Source organism: Mycobacterium mantenii (assembly GCF_010731775.1).
In the GTDB taxonomy this organism is placed as follows: Bacteria; Actinomycetota; Actinomycetes; order Mycobacteriales; family Mycobacteriaceae; genus Mycobacterium; species Mycobacterium mantenii.
The window spans coordinates 1,053,403-1,074,705 of record NZ_AP022590.1 but is presented as its reverse complement, the minus strand read 5'-3'; the positions used below and the strand labels follow the sequence as shown (position 1 = coordinate 1,074,705).

The window sequence follows — 21,303 nt, the reverse complement described above, 5'->3', positions numbered from 1 at the left end:
CAGGTAGGCCGCACCGGTTTTCAGCACCGCCAGGATGGCCACGATCGCGTCGGCCGACTTCGGGAACAGCAGGGCCACGGACTCGCCCGGGCCGACCCCGCGGCCGATCAGCAAGTGCGCCAACCGGTTCGACTTCTCGTCGAGCTCCCGGTACGACATGGACCGACCCTCGAAGGTCACCGCGGCGGCCCGCGGGCTGCGCGCCGCCTGCGCGGCGAACAACGCGGGGATCGACGTGGCTTTTGAGGGCGTGCTGGGCCGGGTCAGCACGGCCCGGTCGCCCAAGTCGTCCAGCCGGTCGTGTTCAGCGGCGTCGAGCACGTCGATCGACGACAGCCGCCTCGCCGGGTCGGTGGTCATGGCGGTCAGCAGCTGCCGCAACCGCTCGATCAGCGTCCCGATTCGTGCCGCGTCGAAGACGTCGGTGTCGTATTCGACCTGGAGGCGCAGTTCCTTGCCGGGCTGGGCCTGCACAGTCAGCGGGTAGTGGGTGGATTCGCGGCTGGTGATGTCGGTGACGGCCAGCTCCTGGTCGGCCGACAGCGCGCTGGCGTCGATCGGATAGTTCTCGTACGCGAACAGAGTGTCGAACAGCTGGTCCTGGCCGGTGATGCGGTGAATCTCGTTGAGCGCCAGGTGCTGATGGTCGAGCGTGTGGTTGTACGCGCCCTGCAGTTGGTCGAGCAGTTCGGCGGTGGTGGTGGTCGCGGTGATGTTCGCCCGGACCGGCACGGTGTTGATCAGCAGGCCCACCATGGCGTCCGCGCCGACGACCTCTGCGGGACGGCCCGACACGGTGGTGCCGAAAACGACATCGCCGTGGCCGGTCAGCCCGCACAGCAGTTGCGCGAACGCGGCCTGCAGCACCGTGTTGACGGTGGTGTGGCAGGAGCGGGCCAGGTCGGTGGTGGCCTGGCTGAGCTCGGCCGGCAGCGTGTACGACTCGACGCTTTGCGCTCCGAACTCGGTCCGGTCCTGGGGGCCGACCAGGGTGGGGGTGTCGAAGCCGGCGAACACCTCGGCCCAGGCCGCGCGCGCGGCCTCGACGTCACGCTCGGCCAGCCAGGCGACGAAGCCGCGGTAGGGCGCCGCCGCCGGCAGGCGCTGCCCGTAGTAGGCGGCGAAGATCTCTCCGAGCAGGATCGGCATCGACCAGCCGTCGAGCACGATGTGGTGGTTGGTGAGCACCAGCCGGTACCGGTCGGCGGCGGTGCGGGCCAGCGCCACCCGGAAGGCGGGCTGCTCGGCGAGGTCGCCGCACACCGCGGCGCGCTCGGCGGCGCACAGCCGCCGAACCCGCGCGTCGGCGTCGGGGTCGCCGTCCAGTTCGAGGTACTGCCAGGACGCCGCGGGGTCGGCCGGGATGATCTGGACGGGCTCGTCGTACTGGTCGCAGAACCGTGCCACCAGGTTGGGATGCCGGCCGATCATCGTCTGCACCGCGTCGCGTAGGCGGTCGGGGTCCAGCGGGCCGGTGATGCTGATGTCCAGCTGTCCTGCGTAGAGGTCGTCGGTCGCCTGTGCGGTGTTGGCGTGGAAGAGCAACCCCTGCTGGACCGGGGTGAGCGCCAGCACGTCGGCGATGTGGTGTTGCCGCGCAAGCTGATCGATCTGCTGTTGGCTCAGGCGGGCGGGCGCGATGTCCGACGGCGTCAGACCGCCGCCGCCGTTGCGCACGTGGGCGCAGATTCCGGCCAGGGCCTCGAACCAGAGCCGGCCCAGCCGGTTGACCTGCTCGTCGTCCAGGGCCGAGGGCGCCCAGGTCCAGTTGGCGTGCAGCTGTGGTCCGGCGTCGGTGTCGATGGTGACGGCGTTCAACTCGACGGTGTGCATCAGCGGCATGGGTATGGCGGTCGCCGCGCGGGTGACCGACCAGCCGTCCGCGTCCGGCCGCCACATGTCGTCGGTGAGCTCGGCCGCACCGCCCTGGCGTCCCAGGTAGTTGAACCCGATCGTCGGGTCGGCGCCCTCGAGGTCGACGTCGGTGTTCAGGTAGCGCAGCAGCCCGTAGGTCAGCGGGTCCGGCAGGGCGCGCAGTTGTTCCTTGGCGTCTTTGAGCACCGCGCCCAGCGCGGTGCCGCCGGCGATCACCTGCGCCCAGGAAACACCTTGCACTGCAAGGGAAACCGGGTACTTGGTGGTGAACCAGCCCACGGTGTGGGAGAGGTCGACGTCGCGGCCCAGCTCCTCGTGGCGGCCGTGGCCCTCGACATCGATGCCGACCGGCGCGGCGGCGCCGCCGGCGAATTCGGCGCACGCCAGCCCGAACGCTATCAACAGGATGTCTTGCACCCCAGCGTGGTACGCCGCCGGCACGTCACCGAGCAGCATGCCGGTGGTCTCGCCGTCGAGTTCCATGGACAGGTGTCCGGCGGTGGCGAAGGTATCCACGTCGGGACGCAGCGCGGGAAGTGCGGGCGGCGTCGCGGCGACCTGCCGCCAGGCGTCGGCCTGCCTCACCACGTCGGGGTGGTGCGCGTGTTCAGCCAGCCGCGAGGCCCACCGGGCGAACGAGGTGCCCGCGGCGGGCAGCGTCACGGGCCGCCCGCTGTGATGCTGCGCCCAGGCGATGTTCAAGTCCTGCAACAGAATTCGCCAGGATACACCGTCGATGGACAGGTGGTGAACGATCACCACCAGTTGGCGGGTGGCGCTCGCCCACACCGCGCTGAGCATCACACCGGCGGCCGGGTTCAACCGTGACCGCGCCTCGATGACCGCCGCGTCGGACAGTTCGTCCACCGCATGCAGGCAGGCATGGGCATCCACCGAGCCCGGCTCGGGAACCGTCAGCGACCAGCCGGTGGCGGGGTCCTTGTCGACGATCAGCCGCAGCATGGCATGGCGATCCAGCACGGCCTGCAGCACCGCGACGACGTCGGGCTCGGTGACGGCGGCGGGGGCCTGCACCAGCATGGTCTGGTTGAACTGATCGACTTGGCCGCCGGCGTTTTCCACGTCCTGCAGCCAGCAGATGATCGGGGTGGCCTGCACCGGGCCGAGGCCCTCGTCGGCCACGGCGGCTTCGGCGTCGGCCACTTCGGCCACCCGGGCCAGCCGGGCCACGGTCTGCTCGACGAAGATGTCGCGCGTCTTGCACACCAGGCCGGCCGCCCGTGCGCGGGTCACCACTTGCATCGACGAAATGCTGTCGCCGCCAAGGTCGAAGAAGGAGTCGTCGACGCCGACGCGCTCGAGGCCGAGCACCTGGGCGTAGATTCCGGCCAGGATTTCTTCGATTGCGTTGTCGGGGGCGCGATACCGGTCGGCGTCCTGATAGTCCGGTGCGGGCAGGGCGCGGGTGTCGAGCTTGCCGTTGGCGGTGAGCGGCAGGGCCTGCATCACGATCACGGCGGTCGGGATCATGTAGCCCGGCAGCCGCTCGGCCAGCGCGGCGCGCACCGCAGCCGGGTCGGCGGTGCCGGTGACGTACCCGACGAGGCGCTTGTCCCCGGGGCGGTCCTCCCGGGCCACCACGACCGCCTGCTCGACGCCGTCGACCCAGGCCAGTGCCGTGCGCACCTCGCCGAGTTCGATGCGGTAGCCGCGGATCTTGACCTGCTCGTCGGCGCGGCCCAGGTAGTCCAGCTGCCCGTCGGTGCGCCAGCGCACCAGGTCACCGGTGCGGTACATGCGCGCCCCCGGCTCGCCGAAGGGGCAGGCCACGAAACGCGATGCGGTCAAGCCGGACCGCCGCCAGTAGCCGCAGGCGATGCCGGCGCCGGCGATATAGAGCTCGCCGACCACGCCCGGGGGCACCGGCCGCAGCCACTCGTCGAGCACGAACGACGCCGCGCCCGGCACCGGGGAGCCGATCGGCACCACACCGGGTGCCCCCGCTTCCAGCGGCGCGCTGATGGCGGCGTAGACCGTGGCTTCGGTCGGGCCGTAGGCGTTGATCATCGCCCGCCCCGGCGCCCACCGGTCGACCAGTTCGGACGGGCAGGCCTCACCGGCCACCACCAGCGTGACCGACTCCAGCCCCGACGGCGGGAGCGCGCCGGCCGCGGACGGGGTTTGGCTGAGCACGCTGACCTGTTCGGCCACCAGCAACGCGTGCAGGTCTTCCGGTGAGCGGGCCAGCGATTCGGGCACGACGACCAGTCGGCCGCCGTGCAGCAGGGCGCCGAAGATCTCCCACACCGAGACGTCGAAGGCCAGCGAATGCCATTGCGACCACACGCCCTCGCGCGGCAGTCCCGAATCCCCGGCCACCAGCAACTGGGTGACGTTGCGATGCGTCACCGCAACGCCTTTGGGGACACCGGTGGTGCCCGACGTGTAGATCAGGTAGGCGAGATCGTCGGGGCCCGGCGCCGGCAGTGCGGTAGCCGGCTGGGTGTCGATGGCGGGGGCCTCGATATCACCGACGTCGATGACCTCGACGTCGTGGCCGTGGAACCGGTCGGCCAGATCGGCGGTGGTGATCGCCGCGACCGGGGCGGCGTCGGTGAGCACGAAACCGATCCGCGACTCGGGCAGTGCCGGGTCGATCGGCAGGTAGGCCGCCCCCGATTTGAGCACCGCGAGGATGGCCACGATCGCCTCGGCCGACCGCGAAAGCAGCAGCGCCACAGTCTGTCCCGGGCCGGCGGCACCGGCCACCAGCAGATGCGCCAGCCGGTTCGACGCCTCGTCCAGCTCACGATAGGTCAGCGACCGGCCGTCGCACACCAGGGCAACTGCCTCGGGCGTGCGGGCTACCTGGGCGGCGAACAGCGCCGGGATCGACTCGGTGCGGGTTGCCGATCCGCTCAGCGCGGCCCGGTTTCCGACCTCGTCCAGCCAAGCGTGTTCGCTCTCGTCGAGCAGGTCGATCGACGAAACCGGTTGTGCGGGATCGTCGGTCATCGCCTCCAGCACCCGCTGCAATCGGTCGATCAGCGCCTCGATGGTGTCCGCGTCGAACACGTCGGTGCGGAATTCGAGGGTTCCGCCGATCCCGGCGGGCTCGTTGCCCTCGGCCCAGCGTTCGCCCAGTGAGAAGGTCAGGTCCATGCGGGCGGTCTGGGTGTCCACCGGCATCGGCGTGACGTCGACGTCGCCCAGGGACAGCCCCGCGGCCGGGCCGCCGTCCTGGCCGGCGAAGTTCTGCCAGGCCAGCATCACCTGCACCAGCGGGTGGTGGGTCAGGCTGCGGGTCGGGTTGAGCCGCTCGACGAGCACCTCGAAGGGCACGTCCTGGTGCTCGTAGGCGGCCAGGCTGCGCGTGCGCACCCGGTCCAGCACCTCGGCGAAGGTCGGGTCACCGGCGACGTCGACGCGCAGCACCAGGGTGTTGACGAAGAAGCCCACCAGCTCGTCGAGTGCGGGGTCGCGCCGCCCGGCGATCGGAAAGCCCACCGCCACATCGGGATTAGCGCTGAGCTTGGACAACAGCACCGTCAGCGCGGTCTGGATGACCATGAAGCTGGTGGCGTTGTGCCGGCGTGCCACCTCACCGACGCGCCGCTGCAGCTCGGTGGGCCAGTCGATTTCGACGGTGGCGCCGCGCTGGTCGGCCACCATCGGGTAGGGCCGATCGGTGGGCAGCTGCACTCGCTCGGGCATTCCGGCCAGCGCGTCCTGCCAGTAGGACAGCTGGGCGGCGATACGGCTGTCGCTATCGGTCAGGTCACCGAATTGCGCGCGCTGCCAAAGCGTGTAGTCGACGTACTGCACCGGCAACGGCGCCCAGTCCGGGGCCCGCCCGGCGCAGCGGCTGGCGTAGGCCACCCCCAGATCACGCACCAGCGGCGTGATGGACATGCCGTCGGCGGCGATGTGGTGCACGACTGCCACCAGCACATGCTGGTCGTCGGCCACGTGGAAAAGCTCTGCCCGCAAGGGGATTTGGGTGGCCAGGTCGAAGGTGTAGCGGGCCGTGTCGCCGATCGCCTCCTCCAGCTGGCTTGCCGACCAGCCGCTGGCGTCGACAACCTCCCAGCCGAAATCGGCCGCCTCCGCCGGTAAGACGACCTGCTGGGGTGTTCCCTCGGGCGCGGCGAACAGGGTGCGCAGGCTCTCGTGACGGGCGACCACATCGCCCAGCGCGGCCCCGAGTGCCTCGGCGTCGAGCCGACCGTCCAGCCGCAGCGCGGCCGACATGTTGTAGACCGGTGAGGGCCCTTGCAATTGGTCCAGGAACCACAACCGATTCTGCGCGAACGACAGCGGCACCACCGTAGGCCGCTCCCCCGCGATCAACGGCTCCAGCCCGCTTCCGCCCCCGCCGATCCGGGGCGCCAACTGGGCCACCGTGGGCGACTCGAACACGACGCGCACCGCCAGATCGGCACCCAGGCTCGCGTTGATCGCGGCGATCAGACGCATCGCCGAGATGCTGTCCCCGCCCAGATCGAAGAACGAGTCGTCGACTCCGACCCGCTCCACGTCGAGGATCTCGGCGAAGATGCCGGCCAGGATTTCTTCGGTGGGGGTCTCGGGGGCGCGGTACTCACCGGCGACGTAGTCGGGTGCCGGCAGGGCGCGGGTGTCGAGTTTGCCGTTGGCGGTCAACGGAAGTGCGTCGAGCGCCATCACCGCGGCGGGGACCATGTAGGCGGGCAGCCGTTCGGCCAGTGCGGTGCGCACCGACGTCGCGTCGGCGCTGCCGGTCAGGTAGCCGACCAGGCGCTTGTCGCCGGGGCGGTCCTCGCGGGCGATGACCACGGCCTGCTCGACGCCGTCGAGTCCGGCCAGCGCGGTTTGGATTTCGCCGAGTTCGATGCGGTATCCGCGAATCTTGACCTGCTCGTCGGCGCGGCCGAAGTACTGCAGCTGACCGTCGGCGGTCCAGCGCACCAGGTCGCCCGTGCGGTACATCCGCGTTCCGGCCCCGCCGAACGGGCAGGCCACAAACCGCGACGCGGTCAGCCCGGTCCGACCGAGATATCCCGCGGCCACACCGGATCCGGCCACATACAGCTCCCCGACCACACCTTCGGGCACCGGACGCAACGACTCGTCGAGTACGAACAGCGCCGCCCCGGGCACCGGGGACCCGATCGGCACCGGCCCGTGGGCCGCCGACCCCGGCGCCAGGGGCGCACTGATGGTCACACACATCGTCGTTTCGGTCGGCCCATAGGCGTTGACCATCACCCGTCCCGGCGCCCACCGGTCCACCACCTCGGCCGGGCAGGCCTCACCGGCCATCACCAGCGACACCGACTCCAGTCCCTCGGGCGAGAGCATTGCCACCGCCGACGGGGTCTGGGTCAACACGGTCACGCCCTGGGCGACCAACACCTCGTGCAGGTCTTGCGGTGAACGCGCCACCGACTCGGGCACCACGACCAGCCGCCCGCCGCGCAGCAGCGCGCCGAAGATCTCCCACACCGAGACGTCGAACGCCAGCGAGTGACTTTGCGACCACACCCCCGCGGACGGCAGGCCCGCATCCAGTGACCCCAGCAGCGCGGTGACGCTACGGTGCGTGATCGCAACGCCTTTGGGGACACCGGTGGTACCCGAGGTGTAGATCAGATAGGCGACACTGTCCGGCCGCGGCAGCGGCAGACCCGTGTCGGGCAAGGTGTCGAGGCGCCGATCGTTGACGTCGATGACGGGCACGCCCCGGCCCTCGAACCGCCCGGCCAGATCAGCGGTGCTGACCGCGACCACCGGCGTGGCGTCACCGAGCATGAACTCGATCCGGTTATCCGGGGAAGAAGGATCGATCGGCAGGTAAGCCGCCCCGGTCTTGAGCACCGCCACAATCGCCGCGACCGCCTCGGCCGACCGCGAAAACAGCAGCGCCACAGTCTGTCCCGGACCCGCACCGTGGGCCGCCAACAGGTGTGCCAACCGGTTCGACGCCTCGTCCAGCTCGCGGTAGGTCACCGACAAGCCCTCGCACACCAGCGCCACCGCCTCCGGCGCGCCGGCTACCCGCGCGGCGAACAACTCCGGCACCGACACCGGCGCACTCGCCGGCCCCGTCAAAACCGCCGTATTTCCAAGCTCTTTCAGACGCGCGTGCTCAGCCTCGTCGAGCAGGTCCACCGACGACAACGGGTGCGTGGGATCGGCCGTCATCGCCGTCAGCACCCGCTGTAGCCGCGCGATCAGCGTCTCGATGGTGGCCGCGTCGAACACGTCGGTGCGGAATTCCACCCGCCCGCCGATGCCGCCGGCCTCACCGTCCGCGGTCCAGCGCTCGGCGAGTGAGAACACCAGGTCCATACGGGCCGACTGGTCCTCCACCGGCACGGACTCGACCTCGAGGTCGCCCAGCGCCAGACCGGCGGCCGGGTCGTCATGCCCGCCGAAGTTCTGCCAGGCCAGCATCACCTGAACCAGCGGATGGTGTGTCAGGCTCCGGGTCGGGTTGACCCGCTCGACCAGCACCTCGAACGGCACGTCCTGGTGCTCGAACGCCGCCAGGCTGCTCGCCTGTACTCGCTCCAGCAGTTCGGTGCAGCTGGGGTCGCCGGTCAGGTCGACGCGCAGCACCAGCGTGTTGACGAAGAATCCGACCAGCTGGTCGAGGGCGGGGTCGCGTCGCCCGGCGATCGGGAAGCCCACCGCCACATCGGAACTCGCGGCGATCTTCGACAGCAACACGGCCAGGGCGGCCTGCACCACCATGAAGCTGGTCGCGTTGTGCTCGCGGGCCAGCCCGCGGACCTGCTCCTGCAGTTCCGCGGGCCAATCCACGACCACGTTGTCTCCGCGTTGGTCGGCCACCGGCGGGTAGGGCCGATCGGTGGGCAGCTGCAGCCGCTCGGGCATCCCGGCCAGCGCCTGCTCCCAGTAGGCCAGCTGCGTGCCGATGCGGCTGGTGCCGTCGTCGAGGTCACCGAACTGGGCACGCTGCCAGAGCGTGTAATCGATGTATTGGACCGGCAATTCGGCCCATCCGGGGGCCTGCCCGGCGCACCGGCTGGTGTAGGCCACACTCAGGTCGGCACCCAGCGGCGTGAGCGACAAACCATCCGCGGCGATGTGGTGCACGACGATGGCCAGCAGGTGCTCGTCCGCGGTTAGCTTGAAAAGCTTCGCCCGCATGGGGATTTCGCCCGATAAATCGAACGTGTAGCGGGTGGCGCCCTTGATGGCGTCGTCCAGCTGGTCTGGCGACCATGCCGCAGCATCGACGACCTCCCAGCCGAAGTCGGTGCGCTCGGCGGGCATCACGACCTGTTGGGGGGTTCCCTCGTGCGCCGGGAACAGGGTGCGCAGACTTTCGTGACGGCCCACCACGTCGGCCAGCGCCGCACCGAGGGCATCGGCATCGAGCTGTCCGCGCAGCCGCAACACAGCCGCCATGTTGTACAGGGGTGAGGGGCCCTGGAATTGGTCGACGAACCACAACCGGTTCTGCGCGAACGACAACGGGACGACCGCGGGCCGCTCACCGGCCACCAGCGGCTCCAGGCCGCCGGCGCTCTCGGCGATGCGCGGCGCCAACTGCGCGACCGTGGGTGCCTCGAAGACGACTCGCACCGGAAGGTCGCTTTCCAGCGCGGAATTGATGGCGGTGACCAGGCGCATGGTGGACAGCGAATCGCCGCCGAGGTCGAAGAAGGAGTCGTCGACCCCGACCCGCTCGACGCCCAAAACCTGGGCATAGATACCGGCCACGATTTCCTCGATCGCGGTGCTCGGGGCGCGGTAGTTGTCGACGGCCCGGTAGTCGGGCGCCGGCAGGGCGCGGGCGTCGAGCTTGCCGTTGACCGTGACGGGCAGCGCGTCGAGCACCACCACCGCGGCCGGGACCATGTAGGCCGGGAGGTGCTCGGCCAGCGCGGCGCGCGCCGCGCCGGGATCCGCCGACCCGGTGACGTATCCGACCAGGCGCAAGGCGGCGGGGCTGTCCTCGCGGGCGACGACGACGGCCTGCTCGACCCCGTCGAGCGCGGACAGCGCGGCCTGGATTTCGCCGAGTTCGATGCGGTAGCCGCGGATCTTGACCTGCTCGTCGGCGCGGCCGAAGTAGCGCAGCTGTCCGTCCCGGCCCCAGCAGACGAGGTCGCCGGTGCGGTACATGCGGGTGCCGGGTTCGCCGAACGGGCAGGCCATGAACCGCGACGCGGTCAGTCCGGGGCGACGCCAGTACCCGACGCCGACGCCCTGGCCGGCCAGGTACAGCTCGCCCACCACGCCGGCCGGCACCGGGCGCAGCCACTCGTCCAGCACGAAGAACGCCGCCCGGGTCACCGGCGAACCGATCGGGGGGAATCCCGACCCAGCCTGCAGCGGCCTGCTCTTGCAGGCCCACATCGTGGTCTCGGTCGGGCCGTAGACGTTGACCATCACCCGGTCCGGCGCCCACCGGTCGACCAGCTCGGGCGGGCAGGGTTCGGCGCCGATCACCAGCGACGTCCCGTCCAGGCCGTCGGTGGGCAGCAGCCCCACGGCCGAAGGGGTTTGGGTCAGCACCGTGACGCCCTCGCGGACCAGCAGAGCATGGAACTCTTCGGGTGAACGCGACACCGAATCGGGCACGACGACCAGCCGGCCGCCGTGCAGCAGCGCGCCCCAGATCTCCCACACCGAGAAGTCGAAGGCATACGAGTGGAACTGGGTCCACACCTGCTCGGCCGACAGGGCGAAACCGAGGCGCAGGTCGTCGAACAGCTGCGCGACGTTGTGTTGGGTTACCGCAACGCCTTTGGGCACGCCGGTGGTGCCGGAGGTGTAGATGATGTGGGCCAGGTCGGTGGGCGCCGGTGCGGGCGGCGCGGTGCTGGGCTGCGTCGCGACCGCGGGATCGGCGGCGTCGATGACGATCAGGTCGAAGCCATCGAACTTGCCGGCCAGGTCGGCGGTGGTGACCGCGGCCATCGGGGCGGCATCGGTCAGCATGAACTCGACGCGGGTGGCCGGCAGAGCGGGGTCGATCGGCAGGTACGCCGCCCCGGACTTGAGCACCGCAAGGATCGACACGATCGCCTCGGCCGACCGCGGAAACAGCAGCGCGACAAACTTTCCCGGGCCGGCCCCGCGGTCCACCAGCAGGTGCGCCAACCGGTTGGCGACCTCGTCGAGCTCCCGGTAGGTCATCGACCGGTCCTCGAATGTCAGCGCCACCGCGTCCGGGGTGCGGGCCGCCTGCGCGGCGAACAATCCCGCGACCGTTACGGGTTCCATCGGCTCGGCCAGGATGGCCTCGTTGCCCCACTTCGCCAGTTGGGCATGCTCGGTGGTGTCCAGCAGATCCACCGAGGACAGCCGCCGCTCGGGCTCGGCGGTGACGGCGGTCAAGAGCCGCTGCAGCCGCTCGATCATCGCCTGGACGGTGTCCGCGTTGTAGACGTCGGTGCGGTATTCGGCCGTCACGGCGATGCCGGCGCGCTGACCGGACTCAGTGAACCGTTCGGCCAGGGAGAACGTCAAGTCCATGCGGGCGGTGTCGGTGTGCAGAGGCATCGGGGTGACCTGCAGGTCGCCCAGGGCCAGCCCGGCCGCGGGGGTGCTGACCTCCCCGGGGAAGTTCTCCCAGCCCAACAGGACCTGGATCAACGGGTGGTGGGTCATGCTTCGGGTGGGGTTGAGCCGCTCCACCAGCAGTTCGAAGGGCACGTCCTGGTGCTCGAAGGCCGCCAGGCTGCGCCGGCGCACCTGGGCCAGCAGCTCGGCGAAGGTCGGGTCCCCGGCGACGTCGACGCGCAGCACCAGGGTGTTGACGAAGAATCCGATCAGCTCGTCGAGCGCGGGCTCGGGGCGCCCGGCGATCGGGAAGCCCACGGCCACATCGTCACTGGCGCTCATCTTGGACAGCAGCGCGGCGAACGCGGCCTGGATCACCATGAAGCTGGTCGCGTTGTGCTCGCGCGCCACCCGGCGCAGCTGCTGCTGTAGCTCGGCCGGCCAGTCCACCGCCAGCCGGGCGCCGCGGTGGTCGGCGACCGGCGGGTAGGGCCGGTCGGTGGGCAGCTGCAGGCATTCGGGCAACCCGGCCAGGGCGTCTGCCCAGAAGTCGAGCTGCGCGGCGATGCGGCTGCCGCTGTCTTCCACGTCGCCCAGATACGCGCGCTGCCAGAGCGTGTAGTCGACGTACTGCACCGCCAGCGGCGCCCAGTCGGGGGCGCGCCGCTCGCACCGGCTGGCGTATGCCACGCCCAGGTCACGTGCGAACGGCGTGATCGACCAGCCGTCGGCGGCGATGTGGTGCACCGCGACCACCAGCATGTGTTCGTCGTCGTCGATGGTGAAAAGCTCTGTGTGTAAAGGACTTTCGCTCGACAGGTCGAACGCGTACTGAGCCGCTGCCGCCATGCGCTCACGCACCTGGTCCTCCGGCCAGCCACGGGCATCGATGATCTGGCAGGCGAAGCCGATCTGCTCCGCGGGAACCACCACCTGCTGTGGGACTCCGTCGGCTGCCGCGAACACCGTGCGCAGGCTCTCGTGGCGGCCGACCACATCGGCCAGCGCCGCGGCCAGCGCGTCCGCGTCAAGCTCCCCGCGCAGCCGCAATGCAACGGTGACGTTGTAAATCGGTGAGGGCCCTTGGAATTGGTCGATGAACCACAGTCGCGTCTGGGCGAACGACAGCGGAATGACCGCGGGCCGCTCCCCCGCCACCAAGGGCTCCGGCCGATCGCCGTCGCCGCTTGCCAGGAGCGCCAGCTCGGCCGCGGTAGGCGCCTCGAACACGGCGCGCACGCTGAGATCCGAGTTCATGCTGGTGTTCACGGCGGCGATCAAGCGCATCGCCGACAGGGAATCGCCACCCAGGTCGAAGAACGAGTCGTCGACGCCCACCCGCTCCAGGCCGAGCACCTGGGCGTAGATGCCCACCAGGATCTCCTCGGCCGCGGTGGCCGGGGCGCGATAGCGGTCCACGTCCTGGTATTCCGGTTCCGGCAGGGCCTTGCGGTCGAGCTTGCCCGATGAGGTCATCGGGAATTCCTGCAGCGCCACGATGTGCGCCGGCACCATGTATTCCGGCAGCCACGCGCTCAGCCGCTCGCGCACCTCGCCGATCTTGGTGTTGGTGCGCGGGTCGTTGGCGTGGCTGGTGCGCCGCCGAATCCCGGTGGGCGGCAAGTAGAGATCCGTCAGGGGCGTGGTGTCGGCGGCATCGACGAATACGGCACTCAGAGTGCCGGATTGGGCGCCCCAGGTCACCGCGACGCGATATCCGAGCGACTCGCCGATGCGGTGCACCTCTTCGGCGACGGCGGTGTCGGAGACGGAGTCGGCTTGGGCGAGCGCGTCGGCCACGGGTTGCCCCTCGGCGAGCGCCGCTTCGACGCGGACGTCGGCGATGACGCCGGCGTGCGGGATGTCGGTGACGCGGACGACGGCGGGCCGTTGGGACGCCAACACGTCGCGCAGCCCTTCGGAGCCCGCGCATTCGGTCCACGACCAGGTGGGTGCGTCGGCGACGGAGCGCACGGGTGCCGGCGCTTTGCGGATGACGACGTCGTAGCGGTACCGGTTCAGCTCGTTGTCGGCGAATCCACGTTTGACTTGGATATCGACGCCACCGGCCGACGGGCAGTTGACAGCCCAGGTGGTGAAAAACTCAGGGGCCAAGAGCAATTCGGTCTCACCGAGCATGGCATGGCGCACTCGCTTGCGGAGTTCGGCGGCCTCGGTGGCGGCGGTGCCGCCGCGGGCCAGCGCGATCGCGGTCTGGAACGCGCCCTGCAGGCTGTGGTTGCGGACGTCACCGACGAACACGGCCCCGCCGGGGGCCAGCAGCTCCATGGCGTTATCGATGACCTCGGCCAGGTATCCCGCGTTGGGGAAGTACTGAACGACCGAGTTCAGGATGATCGTGTCGAAGTGACCGCGCGGCAGCCCGTCGGTGACGTGGGCCGGTTGGGTTCGCAGCTCAACCCGGTCGCGCCACGGCAACTGCAGCCGCTCCATCGAGCGGGCCAGGTTCTCGATCGCTACCGGCGAGAAATCGGTGGCCACATACTCATCGGACTGCGGGGCGATCTGCGACAGCAGCAACCCCGAGCCCGCACCGATCTCGAGGACACGCCGCGGCTGCAGGGCGGTGATCCGGTCCACGGTGGCGGCGCGCCACTCGACCATCTCCTCGCGCGGGATGGCGTCGCCGGTGTAGCTGCTGTTCCAGCCGCGGAAGTCCTCGCCGAAGCCGGACTCGAGGTCGGCGCCGTAGAGGTCGTCGTAAAGGTGCTGCCACTCTTCGACGTTGTCCTCGTCATGGTCGGCGCTGATGGTGTGGTCGAGCGTGACGTAGGCGACCAGGTGGGAACCGGTGCCGCCGTCGCGCACCGTGACGGCGGCCTGAGTGACCTGCGGGCAGGCCAGCAAGGTGTTCTCGATCTCGCCGAGCTCGATGCGCTGGCCGCGCAGCTTGATCTGGCTGTCGGCGCGACCGACGAAGTCCAAGTCACCCTCGCGCGTCCAGCGCACCAGGTCGCCGGTGCGGTACATCCGCTCACCTGGAGCGCCAAATGGGTTGGCCACGAATCGTTCCGCGGTCAGGTCCACCCGCCCCAGGTAGCCGTGCCCCAGTGCCGGCCCGCTCACATACAGGTCGCCCACCACGCCGACCGGAACCGGCTTCAGCCAGGCGTCGAGCACGACCGCGCACACCCCCGGAAGTGGGGTGCCGATGCGAACCGGGCCGTCGGCCGACAGCGGCGCGCTGGAGGTGACCCACACGGTGGTCTCGCTCGGGCCGTAGACGTTGAACATCCGCCGCCCGGGCGCCCAGGCCGCGACCAGTTCCTTGGGGCAGGCCTCGCCCCCGATCATCAGCTTGTCGAAGCCGGGCAGCCGGGCGCGATCCAGCGACGACAGCACCGTCGGGGTCAGGAATGCCGCGTTGACCCGCTGGCTCTGCAGCAAGGCGGTCAGCGGCTCGCCGGCGTACACCTGTGGCGGTGCCACCACCAGCGCGGCCCCCGACGCGGCGGCCATCGACATTTCGCCGACCGACGCGTCGAAGGTCGGCGAGGCCACCATCAACAGCCGCGTATCGGTGTCCAAGCCACACGACTTGCATTGCGCCGCAGCCCATCCCAGCAGACCGGCGTGGCTCACCAACACACCCTTGGGCGTGCCGGTGGAGCCCGATGTGAAGATCACGTAGGCGGAGTTGTGCGCGGTCAGGGGTGCCAGACGGTCGGCATTGGTGATCGCCGCGGCGCTGTGCGCGGACAGGTCCAGCCCGTCGATCCGCACGACCGGGCGCGACCCGGCGCCGGCGACCTCGTCGGTGCCACGCGTCAGCACGCACACCGCGTCAACGGAGTTCAGCACGGAGGCGACGCGGTCGACCGGATGGTCGAGGTCCACCGGGGCGTGGATGCCGCCGGCCTTGACCACTGCCCACCACGCGACCACGAGTTCGGTGCACCGGCCCATCGCCACGCCGACGGCGCGCTCGGGGCCGACGCCCGTGTCGATCAGCTTGCGCGCCAGCCGCGTCGACCATTCGTCGAGTTCGCGGTACGACAATTCCCGGTCACCGTCGACCACCGCGGTCGCATCCGGGGCGGTCGCCAGCGCGGTGGCCAACAGCTGCGGCGCCACCCCGATCGGCCCGGTGACACCGGCGCCCGACAACTGCGAGAGCACCAGCTCGCGCTCATTGCGAGCCAGCAGCTCGACCGTCGACAGGCGCTGGGTGGGATCGGTGGTCATCGCCACCAGTACGCGCTGGAATCGGTCCAGCAGCGAGGCGATTCCGGCGGTGTCGAACACCTCGGCGTCGTATTCGACGTGCAGGCCGAGCTCGCTGCCGGGCAGCGCCTCCACTGTCAGTGGGTAGTGGTTGTACTCGCGGTTGGTGATGTCGGCGATGGCCAGCCCGTCGGCGCCCAGCGTCATGCCGTCTTCGACAGGGTAGTTCTCGTACACGAACAGCGTGTCGAAGAGTTGGTCGTGACCGGTGACGCGGTGAATCTCGCTGAGCGCCAGGTGCTGATGCTCGAGCGCGTCGTTGTGGCTGTTCTGCAACTGGGCCAGCAGCTCCGCGGTGGTGGTCGTCGGGCTGATGTTGGCCCGGACCGGCACCGTGTTGATCAGCAATCCCACCATCGATTCGGCGTCGTCGACCTCCAGTTGGCCGACGCGGGACCGCGGGGTGCCGAAGACGACGTCGTGCTGACCGGTCAATGACGTCAGCACCACCGCCCAGGCGGCCTGCAGAACGGTGCTGACCGTGGTGTGGCAGGAGCGCGCCAGCTCGGTGAGCGCCTTGGTGGTTTGCTCAGGCACGCAAGACTTTTCGAAGCCGCGGCTGCCCTGTCCCAATCGGCCGTCCGGTGCGACCAGGCTGGGGGTTTCGAAGCCGTGCAGCACCTCACCCCAGGCCTCGCGGGCGGCATCGAGGTCGCGAGCGGCCAGCCAGGTGAGGAACGCCCGGTAGGAACCGGCGGCGGGCAGCCGCTCGCCGTAGTAACTGGTGAAGATCTCGCGCAGCAGGATCGGCAGCGACCAGCCGTCGAGCAGGATGTGGTGATTGGTCAGCAGGAACCGGTGCCGGCGGTCCGCGGTGCGGATCAGCGCCACCCGGAACGCCGGCTGGCCGGCGAGGTCGCGCACCGCGGTGCGCTCGGAAACGCACAGCTGCTCGATCAGCTGGCCTGCTTCGGCCTCGTCGGTGCCGCCGAGATCGAGATATCGCCATGCGACGACGGGATCGGCGGGGATGATCTGCACCGGCTCGTCGTATTGCTCGCAGAACAGGGCCGCCAGGTGCGGGTGCCGGTTGACGACGGTGTGCACCGCATCGCGCAGGCGGTCGGGTTCCAGCGGTCCGGTGAGCGTGAAATCCAGTTGCACCGCGTACATATCGTCGCTGCCCTGCGCGGTGCTGGAGTGGAACAGCAACCCCTGCTGCAGAGGGGTCAACGGCAGGATGTCGGCGATGTCGTGCTGCCGTTGCAGCTCGTCGATCTGCTGCTGGCTGAGGCGGGCCGGCGCGATGTCCGACGGGGTCAATCCGCCCCCACCGGCACGCACGTGCGCGCACACGCCGGCCAGCGCCTCGAACCACAGCCGGCTCAGCCGGGTGATCTGGCTTGCGTCGAGAACCGAAGTCGCCCAAGTCCATTCGGCATGCAGGTGTGGACCGGTGACGGTGTCGATAGTGCCGGCGTTGAGCTCGACGGTGTGCATCAGCGGCATGGGCACCGCCGCGGCGGCGCCGATCAGGGACAGTCCCTCCTGGCTGATCCGCCACCCCTCCCCCGCCGAATCGGACGCTGCGCCTTGACGTCCCAGGTAGTTGAAGGCGATCGACGGGTCGGGCCCGGTCAGCTCGACCTCGTTGTTGAGATAGCGCAGCAGCCCATAGGTCAGCGGATCCGGCAGGGCCCGCAGTTGCTCCTTGGCGTGTTTGATCACCGGGCCCAGCGCCGGGTCGCCGGCCGTCACCTGCGCCCAGCTCAGCCCGGCCACGCCCAGCGACACCGGGTACTTGGTGGTGAACCAGCCGACGGTGCGGGACAGGTCGACATCCGAGGCGAGTTCCTCGTGGCGCCCGTGGCCCTCGACGTCGATGCCGATCGAATCGGTTGCCTCACCCAGGAATTCGGCCCAGGCCAGGACGAACGCGATCAACAGGACGTCCTGGATGCCGGCGTGGAACGCGGTGGGCACGTCGCCGATCAGCGCCCCGGTGGTCTCGGCATCGAGCTGCAGCGACAAGCGCCCGGCGGAGGCGTAGGTATCCAGCTCGGGGTCGGCCGCGGGCAGGGCGGCGGGAGTCGCCGCCACCTTCTTCCAGGCGCCCAGCTGGCTCACGACGTTGGGGCGGTGGGCGTGGTCGGCCAGCAGCGTCGCCCACCGGGCGAAGGACGTGCCCGTCGGCGGCAGCTCCACCGGTTGCCCCGCGCTCTGCAGCGCCCAGGCAATGTTGAGGTCCTCCAACAGGATCCACCACGACACCGCGTCGACGGCCAGGTGGTGGATGATCACCGTCAGCTGGCCGGTGGACTCGACCCACAGGGCGCTCAGCATCGCCCCGGCGGCCGGGTTCAACCGCGACCGCGCTTCCAGCAACACCTTGTCGTTCAATTCATCCACCGATTGCAGGCAATCGGCGGCCCGCACCGACCCCGGCTCGGGCACCTGGAGAGACCAGCCGCCGGCTTCGTCGTCGTCGACTCGCAGCCGCAGCATGACGTGCCGATCCACCAAGGCTTGCAACACGATTGCCACGTCGGCCTCGGTCACCCCGGCGGGGGCCTGAACCATCACGGTCTGGTTGAACTCGTCGATCGGGCCGCCGGTGCTTTCGATGCCCTGCAGCCACCGCATGATGGGGGTGGCCAGCACCGGGCCGACACCCTCGTCGCTTTCACCGGCTGCCCCGTCCGCGACCCCGGCCACCCGGGCCAGCCGGGCCACGGTCTGTTCGACGAACACGTCTCGCGGCCGGCAGGTCAGGCCGGCGGCGCGCGCCCGCGCCACCACTTGCAGCGACAGGATGCTGTCGCCGCCGAGCTCGAAGAACGACTCGTCGACACCGACGCGGTCCACACCGAGCACCTCGGCGTAGATGCCGGCCAGGATCTCCTCGACCGCGTTGCCCGGGGCGCGATACTCGCGCGCGGTGTACTCGGGTGCCGGCAGCGCGCGGGTGTCCAGCTTGCCGTTGACCGTCAAGGGCAGCGCATCGAGCGCCACGACCGCGGTCGGCACCATGTGGGTCGGGAGTCGGTCGGCCAGCGCGGCGCGCGCCTCGGCCGGGTCGGCGGTCCCGGTGACGTAACCGACCAGACGTTTGTCGCCCGGACGGTCTTCGCGGACGATCGCCACGGCCTGGTCGACACCGTCGAGTGCGGCCAGCGCGGCCTGGACCTCGCCGAGTTCGATGCGGTACCCGCGGATTTTGACCTGCTCGTCGGCGCGGCCCAGATACTGCAGTTGGCCATCGGGGCCCCAGGACGCGAGGTCGCCGGTGCGGTACATGCGTGCGCCCGGCTCGCCGAACGGGCACGCCACGAACCGCGTCGCCGTCAGCCCGGATCGGCCGACATAGCCGCCGGCCACTCCGGTGCCGGCCACGTACAGCTCGCCGACCACTCCGGGTGGTAGCGGTCGCAGCCAGCCGTCGAGGACGAACAGGGCCGCGCCGGGCACCGGAGAACCGATGGGCGGCACGCCGGATCCCGCCGCCAGCGGCGCACTGATCGCGACACACATGGTGGTCTCGGTGGGGCCGTAGGCGTTGACCATCAGCCGTCCGGGCGCCCACTGGTCGACCACCTCGGCCGGGCAGGCCTCGCCGACCACCGCCAGTGACACGGACTCCAGGCCCTCGGGCGACAGCATCGCGACCGCCGACGGCGTCTGGGTCAGGACGCTGACTTCCTCGGCCACCAGGACGTCGTGGAGTTCTTCGGGCGATCGGGTTATGTCCTCAGGCACCACCACCACGCGTCCGCCGCGCAGCAGCGCGCCGAAGATCTCCCACACCGACACGTCGAATGCATACGAATGACACTGCGACCACACCCCTTCGGCCGGCAGACCCGCATCCAGCGAGCTCATCAGCTGAGTGACGTTGCGATGAGTTACCGCAACGCCTTTGGGCACACCGGTGGTCCCCGAGGTGTAGATCAGGTAGGCGATATCGGCAGGATTCGGCATGGGCAGTGCCGTGGCGGGCTGGGCATCGATGCGTGGATCGGCGGCGTCGATCACGGTCAGGCCGTGGCCGTCGAACCGTTCAGCCAGGTCCCCGGCCGTCACCGCGGCGACCGGCCGGGCATCGGCAAGCATGAATTCGATCCGCGCCTTGGGCGACGAGGGATCGACGGGCAGATACGCGGCCCCGGTCTTGAGCACCGCCAGGATCGACGCGACGGCCTCGGCCGACCTCGAAAACAGCAGCGCCACGGTCTGTCCCGGGCCCGCGCCATGGGTCAGCAGGCGATGCGCCATCCGGTTCGACGCCTCGTCCAGCTCCCGGTAGGTCACCGATACGCCCTCGCACACCAACGCGACGGCGTCGGGCACGCGGGCCACCTGCGTGGCGAACAACTCCGGCACCGACATCGGCGAATCCACCGGCTCGGTCAAAACCGCGGTGTTTCCAACCTCTTCCAGGCGGGCATGCTCATCTGCATGCAGCACGTCCAACGACGACAGGCGCCCTTCGGGATGGGCCACCATCGCCGCCAGGATCCGCTGCAGCCGCTCCCGCAGGTCCGCAACGTCGAAGTTCGAGAACGGTTGCCCGGTACCGACGGTGCTCAGGAACTGCTGGTCGCCGAATCCAAGGAAGAACAGCCCGAAGTGGCCCACCGGGCCATAGCTGGTGTATTTCGCCGTGGCCGGCACGCCGCCGAGACTGAGCGTGAGGCGGGCCGGGACGAAGTTGACGACGACGCGGTTGGGCGCCTGCCTCGGACCGCTGAAATCGCCTTCGCCGTCGAGCGTGCGTGTTGGAAATTGTTGGTGCCGCAACGCTTCTCGTGATCGTGTGTCGACGTGCTGGCAGAATTCGGCGAACGTCGTGTCCGGCGCGGCGTTCAACACAAGCGGCACAACTCCGGCAAGCATGCCGGGATGGGTCTTCGACTCCGGATCGACTCGCCGGCTGACCGGGAAGTCGAGCACGACCTCGTCCGAGCCGTCGGCGGACCAGCCGCGCACAAGAAGTGCGCAGGCGGCCGTCAGAACCGATGACCGACGGATGCCCAGCGCTTTGGACAGCTCTTTGAGCTTGCCGACAACCGACTGATCCAGTTGCACCGGCGGAGAGGGTGCATACGGGTCGCGGCCATCGTCGGCCGCGGTCGTCGGGTAGGCCGCCCCGTCGCCCTGGGGGCGGTGTGCGGTCCAATATTCTTGGTCCTCAGAGAATTTGGGCGATGCCGCGTATTCCAATTCGCCACTGACGAGGTCGTGCAGCGAGCCGAAGAAGGCGGGCGGAATCGGTTTCCCGGAGGCGAGCGCGGAGTAAATGGCCGCGATCCGCCGACCGATCAGCGCAATGCCCATCCCGTCGATGGCGATGTGGTGGAAGGTCGTGAACCAGTAGTACTCGTCGGGAGCTGTCCGGAATAAAGCGAATTTGATCATCGGGCCGGTGAGCGGCATCGGCGTGTTCTGAATCGATGCAGCCGTTTCACGAACTTCCCGCTCGGGATCACGTGACTCGGTCAGGTCGTAAAAGACGAGATCGACATCGTCGTATTCGACGACCCTCTGGAAGACCTGGCCATCGGCCTCGAAGAACGAAGCCCTTAGGCTCTCAGCCTCATTCACCACGTGTCGCATAGCTTGATGCAACAAATTGGTGTCTATTGCGCCTTCGATGTGTACGAGCACACCCAGCTGCCAGGCGGCGTCGAAATAACCCGTTTGCTGCGCCAGCCAGATGTCCAGCTGGCCTCGCGTCACCGGAAGTGCCCGGTCACCACGCTCCAC

Annotated in this window: 1 protein-coding gene (only partly in view); it reads right to left on the bottom strand. The window is 69.7% G+C overall.

The genetic code is table 11. The features are described from left to right. A protein-coding gene (locus G6N50_RS04865) for a non-ribosomal peptide synthetase (RefSeq protein WP_083095265.1) crosses the window boundary here: on the bottom strand, positions 1-21,303 show its 5' portion. It extends 9,996 nt beyond the left edge of the window; 21,303 of the gene's 31,299 nt are visible here — the first part of the coding sequence; it begins with the start codon at positions 21,301-21,303; the stop codon falls past the left edge of the window.